This is a genomic window from Agromyces sp. P1_H4 (assembly GCF_056405255.1).
This window is the reverse complement of the sequence record NZ_JBFUCL010000207.1, coordinates 1-6,767: the sequence shown is the minus strand read 5'-3', so window position 1 is coordinate 6,767 and position 6,767 is coordinate 1. Positions and strand designations below refer to the sequence as shown.

Genomic DNA, 6,767 nt, shown 5'->3' with positions numbered 1-6,767 from the left:
GCCATGCCGCTGCCGAACGCGACCGCCCCATCCGTGCCCTCGAGGCCGGCGAGCGACTCCTCGAAGCGGGCGACGCCGGGCTGCCAGAGGCGCTGGTAGACCGCCGACCGGCCCTCGCCGAGGTCGTGGCCGGTCGCGAGCTCCTCGTAGGAGAGCCCGCCGGTCTCGACCGACGGCAGTGGGTTCGTGGTGGAGAAGTCGATGACGGGCACGTGGGATCCGCTCGCCCGGACGCCGCTCATGCCGCCGTGGACGGCGCGGGTCTCGAACTGCGACGACGATGTCTGCATGCCTTGAATGAAGCAGAAGCTGTGACGAACAGCAAGTCGTCATGCACGATCTAGTGCGCTACACTGAAAACCTCGAAGCATCTGCATAGCCGTGATCCGGGAGGTCCGACGATGGCGCAGAAACCCGAACTCGACCGTGTCGACCGAGCGTTGCTCCAGGCGCTCTCCACGAACGCCCGCGCGTCGGGCGCCGCCCTCGCCGCCGAAGTGGGCGTGGCCGAGTCCACGGTATCGCTTCGGCTGCGCCGGCTGCAGAGCCTCGGCACGGTGCGCGGCTACCGGGTCGACGTCGACCTGGCCTCGCTCGGCGTCTCGTTGCAGGCGCTCATCGCCATCCGGCTGGTGAAGCACGACCGCAGCGAGATCGACGCCTTCCGTGCCCAGGTGCCGCACCTGCCCGGCGTGCTCGGGGTCTTCCACATGGCCGGCGCCGAGGACTACCTGCTGCACGTCGCCGCCCGTGACGCCGAGGAGCTGCGCGAGTTCGTGCTCGCCCACCTCACGGGGCATCCGGCCGTCGCCCACACCGAGACCAACCTGATCTTCGAACACGTCGACGGCGACGGCTGGAACAAGCTCGTCGGGTGATCCGTCGCGCCACTGCCGGGCGTCAGCCGATCGACGTGCCGAATGCCAGGCCGAGCACGTAGGTGACCGCCGCGGCGCCGAGGCCGATGCCGAGCTGGCGCAGCGCCCGCTTCAGCGGTGACGCGCCCGAGAGCAGTCCGACCGTCGCACCCGTGGCCAGCAGGGCGATGCTCACGAGCACGGTCGCGGTGATGATCGCCGCCGTGCCGCTCAGGCCGAAGATCCAGGGGAGCACGGGGATGAGCGCCCCCGAGGCGAAGAACAGGAAGCTCGAGATCGCGGCGGCGAGCCCCGTGCCGACGGCCTCGTCGTCGTGTGCGACGACGGCCAGCGCATCGGTGGGTGTCGAGGACTGGCCCGCCGCCTGCACGCGCGCCATGACGAGCGCCGCGTGCTCCCGCGATTCGGCGTCGCCCATGCCCCGAGCGCGGTAGACGAGCGCGAGCTCGTTCGCGTCGATGTCGAGGTCCACGAGCGCCTCGCGCGCGGTCGGGTCGGGGGCGGATGCCTCGAGCAGCTCCCGCTGCGACCGCACCGACACGTACTCGCCGGCGCCCATCGAGAGCGCTCCGGCGAGGAGGCCCGCGATACCGGTGAACAGCACCACGGAGGCCGGAACGCCGGTCGCGCCGATGCCGAGCACGAGGGCGAGGTTCGAGACGAGCCCATCGTTCGCGCCGAACACGGCCGCGCGGAACGTGCCGGCGAGCCGTCGCCTGCCGCGAGCGGCGAGTCCGCGCACGACCTCGCCGTGGATCCGCTCGTCGGCGGCCATCGCCGGCGTCGCGTCGGGGTCGGTCGCGTACGGCGACCGGGCCTCGGCGCGCTGGGCGAGCGCCAGCACGAAGATCGAGCCGAATCGGCGGGCGAGGGCGCCGAGCATCCGGGTGCGCACGTCGGCGCGCGGCGTCTTCGAGTCGTCGCCGTCGAGCAGGGCCAGCCAGTGCGCCTCGTGGCGCCCCTCCGCGGCGGCCAGCGCCAGGAGGATCTCGCGCTCCTCGCCCTCGCGTCGTGCGGCGAGCTCGCGGTAGACCGCGGCCTCGGCGCGCTCATCGGCGAGGTAACGCCGCCACCTCGCGCGGTCGGCGTCGGTCGTCGTGCGCGGTACGTCGCTCATCTGCTCCACATCCTGCCCGGGAGCGGCCGACGGTGATCGGCTGCTCCCGCCCCATCACGTCACGGCCGCCTGCGCGGCCTCCGCCACGATATCGGCGGCGGGAGGGGCATCCGGCCGATTCGCCGGGATTGGCAGGATTTCGGACCACCGAACCGCCGGTCGGCGACGGAGCTCCGGCAGAGGTCAGTCCTGGCGCGGCGCGGTCACGAAATCGATGAGCTCTTCGACCCGGCCGAGCAGCGCGGGTTCGAGGTCGCCGTACCCGCGGACCCGGCCGAGGATGTGCTGCCACGCACGTGCGATGTCGGCCTGCTCCGCGTGGGGCCAGCCGAACGCCTCGCACACGCCGTGCTTCCACTCGGTGCCGCGGGGGATCACCGGCCAGGCGTCGCGCCCGAGGCGGGCCGGCTTCACGGCCTGCCAGACGTCGATGAACGGATGCCCCACGACGAGCACGTGGCGCCCGTGCCGCCCCCGAGCGACCGAATCGGCGATGCGCTGCTCCTTGGAGCCGGGCACGAGGTGGTCGACGAGGATGCCGGCGCGCCGCCCCGGCCCGGGCTGGAACTCGTCGAGCTGCTCGGCCAGCACGTCGACGCCCTCGAGGTACTCGACGACCACGCCCTCGACGCGCAGGTCGGCGCCCCACACCTTCTCGACGAGCTCGGCGTCGTGGCGGCCCTCGACGAAGATGCGGCTCGGCAGGGCGACGCGTGCCGGCGCCTGCTCGACGGCGAAGGAGCCCGACGCCGTGCGGATCCGACCGGCCGGTGCCTTCGGGGCGGGGGCGGCGAGCTGCACCGCCTCGCCGTCGATGAGGAAGCCGTGCCCGAGCGGGAACATGCGCCGTCGTCCGAGGCGATCCTCGAGCGTGACCGTCCGCTTGTCGGCGGCGACCACGGCCCCGCAGAATCCGTCGGCGGCGAGCTCGACGACGAGGTCGCGTTCCACGGCCACGGTCGGGATGACGCGTCGACCCTGTGCCCGCCAGTCGCCGGCGAGCACGTCGGCGCCGTAGCGGTCGGGTCCGTTCTGGTSGTGGGTCGCAGTCGGCACCGGTCGAGGTTAGCGGAAGTCGCGTGAGCGGGTGGGCGCCGACACGGTGAGGCGCTCGAACCGGTCGGCGACGAGGTTGGTGACCCCCTCGGGAGAGCGTTCGAGGATGCCCCGCACGATCAGCGCCGGCGCCTCGCGGGCCAGGCGGCGATACCTGGTCCAGACGCCCACGCCGGCGATGACGTTGAGCGTGCCGGACTCGTCCTCCAGGTTCATGAAGGTGATGCCACTGGCGGTGGCGGGTCGCTGCCGATGGGTGACCACGCCGCCGACCTCGATGCGACGTCCGCTCTCGGCGTGGCTGAGGAGGTCGATGCGGATCGCCCCTCGCTCGTCGAGCTGCTCACGGATGTGGCGGATCGGATGATCGTCGGGCGAGATGCCCGTCGCCCACAGGTCGTAGATCACCTGCTCGGCTGGGCTCAGCATCGGCAGGAGCGGCGGCTGCACGACGACAATCGATCCGGCGAGGTACTCCTCGCGGTCCTCGGCGGCCTCGCCCGCGAGCCAGAGCGCCTCGCGGCGCTGCAGGCCGAAGACGTCGAACGCGCCGGCCGCGGCGAGCGCCTCGAGCTGCTCGGCGTTGAGGCCGGCCCGGCGAGAGACGTCGGCCATGTCGCGGTAGGGTCCGTGCGCCTCGCGTTCGGCGACGATGCGCTCGGCCACGGCCGCGCCGATCGAGGAGACGTCGGCGAGGCCCAGCCGCACGGCGAACGCGCCGTCGCGCCGATGCTCCGACGACCGGTCGGGTGCGGTGCGGTCGAACCGGCTGATGGGCGGCTGCACGGGGTCGATGCAGGCCGCCATGCCGGTCGCCTCGCGGCTGCCGCCGACACGGCGGCCGCCTTCGCCACCGCCGTCGGCGCGGCGGTCGCCACCACCACCGTCCCCGGCTGCCGCATCCGTGCCGGTCGTCTCGAGCCCCGCGTCGACGCCAGAGCGCAGGATGTCGGGGCGGAGCATCTCGACGCCGTGCCGTCGCGCGTCGGAGGTGAGCGTCGCCGGCGAGTAGAAGCCCATGGGCTGCGCGCGGAGGAGGGCCGCGAGGAATGCGGCGGGGTAGTGCAGCTTCAGCCACGAGCTGGCGTAGACCAGCAGGCCGAAGCTCAGGGCGTGGCTCTCGGCGAAGCCGAAGTTGGCGAACGCCTCGATCTTCGCGTAGATCGAGTCGGCCACGTCGGGCTCGATGCCGTTCTCGGCCATGCCCTCGTAGAGCTTCGAGCGGAGCCGCTCGATCTTCTCGACGCCGCGCTTGGAGCCCATCGCCCGGCGCAGCAGGTCGGCGTCGGCGGCGCTGCAGTTGCCCACGGCGACGGCCATCTGCATGAGCTGCTCCTGGAAGAGCGGCACGCCCAGCGTGCGGGCGAGCACGGGTTCGAGGTTGGGATGCAGGTAGGTGACGGGCTCCTCGCCGGTGCGCCGGCGGATGTAGGGGTGCACGGCGCCGCCCTGCACTGGGCCGGGCCGGATGAGGGCGATCTCGACCACGAGGTCGTAGAAGCAGCGGGGCTGCAGCCTGGGAAGGGTACCCATCTGTGCGCGGCTCTCGACCTGGAAGACCCCGATCGAGTCGGCGCGGCAGAGCATGTCGTAGACGGCAGCCTCTTCTTTCGGGATGGTGGCCAGCTCCCACTGCTCACCGGTGTGCTCGCGGATGAGGTCGAACGTGTACTGCAGGGCGGCGAGCATGCCGAGCCCCAGCAGGTCGAACTTCACGAGGCCCATCCAGGCGCAGTCGTCCTTATCCCACTGCAGAACCGTGCGGTTCTCCTTGCGGGCGTGCTCGATGGGGCACACCTCGCCGACCGGGCGATCGGTGAGCACCATGCCCCCCGAGTGGATGCCGAGGTGGCGGGGGAACGTGAGCAGCTGCTCGGCGAGCTCGACGACGGGCGCGGGGATGTCGTGGTCGTCGGTGGAGACCACCGCGCCCCACCGCTCGACCTGTCGTGACCAGGCGTCCTGCTGCCCGGTGGAGTAGCCGAGCGCCTTCGCCATGTCGCGCACCGCGGCCTTGGGCCGGTAGCTGATCACGTTCGCCACCTGCGCGGCGTTGTTCCGTCCGTACTTGCCGTAGACGTACTGGATGATCTCCTCGCGGCGGTCGGAGTCGAAGTCCACGTCGATGTCGGGCTCCTCGTCGCGCAGCGCGGAGAGGAACCGCTCGAACGGCAGGTCGAAGAAGATCGAGTCGACCGCGGTGATGTCCAGCACGTAGCAGACCGCCGAATTCGCGGCCGAACCGCGCCCCTGGCACAGGATGCCGCGGCTGCGCGCCTCGCGCACCAGGTCGTACACGATGAGGAAGTAGCCGGGGAAGTCCTTCTGCTCGATGACGTCGAGCTCGCGGGCGAGTCGCTCGCGCACGTGGTGGGGGAGACCTGGGTAGCGCTTCTCCGCACCCGCCCACACGAGCTCGCGCAGCCAGCTCATGGGGGTGTGGCCGTCGGGCACCTCCTGGCGGGGAAGCCGCGGACGGGCGCTCCGCAGCCGGAACCCGAGCTCCTCGGCGAGCGTGACCGACCGCGAGACCGCGCCCGGGTAGCGCTCGAACCGGCGCATCATCTCGGCGCCCGAGCGCAGGTGCAGCCCGTCGGAGGCGGGCAGCCATCCGTCGAGCTCGTCGAGGCTGCGCCTGGCCCGCACCGCCGCGAGCGCGGAGGCGAGCCGGTGCTCACCCGGGGTGGCGTAGTGCACCGCGTTCGTGGCGAGCAGCGGCAGCCCCGCCCGTTCGGCGAGGCCGGCGAGGGCGTCGTTGGCGTCCTGGTCGAGCGGATGCCCGTGGTCGAAGAGCTCCACGACGACATGGTCACGGCCGAAGAGCGCGATGAGCCGGTCGAGCCCGCGCCACGCGGCATCCACCCCGCCCGCGGCGAGTGCGCGGCGAACCATTCCCTTACGGCATCCGGTGGGGATGATCCATTCATTGCCGGAATGCTCGGCGAGCTCTTCCAGCGAGTACGTGGGCCGGCCCTTCTCGCCCCCGGCGAGCTGGCCGGCGGTGATCGCGCTGGCGAGACGGTGGTAGCCGGCCTCCTGCCGGGCGAGCACGAGCAGGTGCTCACCCTCGGGGTCGGCGGCGCCCATCTGCGGCTCGGTGAGGCCGAGCGAGAGCTCGGCGCCGAACACGGTGGCGAGCTCGGGGAAGCTCTCGGCCGCCTCGGCGAAGCGCACGATGCCGTAGAAGCCGTCGTGGTCGGTCATCGCGAGCCCCGAGAGGCCGAGGCGGTGCGCCTCCTCGACCAGCTGCTCGGGCGTCGAGGCGCCGTCGAGGAAGCTGAACGTGGAGTGCGCATGCAGCTCGGCGTAGGGCACGATCGGCCCGGCCTGCACCTCGAGGCCCTCTGACGGGCGGTACGGATGCCGCTTGCGGCTCCATGCCGGACTGTCGCCGCCGTCGGCGATGAGCGGCGGGCCGCCCGGCCGCCGCTGGTCGGAGAGCTTGCGCTCGAGGTCCGACCACGGGATCGACGGATTGTTCCAGCCCACTGCTACACCCGGCCCATCAGTCGTACCTCGCCTCGGCCCACCAGCCCTCGCGGTCGCGGACGAGGAGCCACGCGCAGCCGTCGTCGTCGACGACCTGGAACCGGTGCACGCGCTTGGCGTGCTCGGCGTCCCACCAGCGTTCGACCACCGGCCACGGCCCCGCCCACGCCCGGACCGGCGTCGCCTCACGGCCGCCGACGGCGAACCGGTCGGGCGCCGCCGAGATC

The 6,767-nt window shown here is 72.3% G+C and carries 5 protein-coding genes and 1 pseudogene; 1 reads left to right on the top strand and 5 read right to left on the bottom strand.

The window, feature by feature from the left end:
• Positions 1-290, bottom strand: a 290-nt coding sequence (locus AC1DY2_RS12790) for a PLP-dependent transferase (protein WP_476762772.1), incomplete at its 3' end; no start/stop codon positions are given.
• Positions 291-401: 111 nt separating this feature from the next.
• On the opposite strand from AC1DY2_RS12790, the gene AC1DY2_RS12785 reads away from it, so the two are divergent.
• On the top strand, positions 402-878 hold the full coding sequence (locus AC1DY2_RS12785; RefSeq protein WP_159606183.1) for an Lrp/AsnC family transcriptional regulator: 477 nt from the start codon (positions 402-404) through the stop codon (positions 876-878).
• A gap of 22 nt (positions 879-900) precedes the next feature.
• Here AC1DY2_RS12785 and AC1DY2_RS12780 read toward each other — a convergent pair whose 3' ends face one another.
• The 4 genes and pseudogenes from AC1DY2_RS12780 to AC1DY2_RS12765 all read right to left on the bottom strand — a co-directional run.
• The gene (locus AC1DY2_RS12780; RefSeq protein ID WP_476762771.1) at positions 901-1,995 is read right to left on the bottom strand and encodes a VIT1/CCC1 transporter family protein; all 1,095 of its coding nucleotides are present in this window, start codon (positions 1,993-1,995) and stop codon (positions 901-903) included.
• Between the two features lie 183 nt (positions 1,996-2,178).
• Positions 2,179-3,051 (bottom strand): DUF3097 domain-containing protein, encoded by an 873-nt coding sequence (locus tag AC1DY2_RS12775; protein ID WP_476762770.1) that lies wholly within the window; start codon positions 3,049-3,051, stop codon positions 2,179-2,181.
• Positions 3,052-3,060: 9 nt separating this feature from the next.
• Positions 3,061-6,540, bottom strand: coding sequence for an error-prone DNA polymerase (locus AC1DY2_RS12770; RefSeq protein WP_476762769.1), 3,480 nt, complete (start codon positions 6,538-6,540; stop codon positions 3,061-3,063).
• Positions 6,541-6,556: 16 nt separating this feature from the next.
• Positions 6,557-6,767 (bottom strand): annotated as a pseudogene (locus tag AC1DY2_RS12765) (DNA polymerase Y family protein); the annotation flags it as partial.

Coding starts and splice junctions, on each gene's coding strand:
- AC1DY2_RS12785 (WP_159606183.1), top strand. CDS start 402: ATGGCGCAGAAACCCGAACTCGACCGTGTCGACCGAGCGTTGCTCCAG.
- AC1DY2_RS12780 (WP_476762771.1), bottom strand. CDS start 1,995: ATGAGCGACGTACCGCGCACGACGACCGACGCCGACCGCGCGAGGTGG.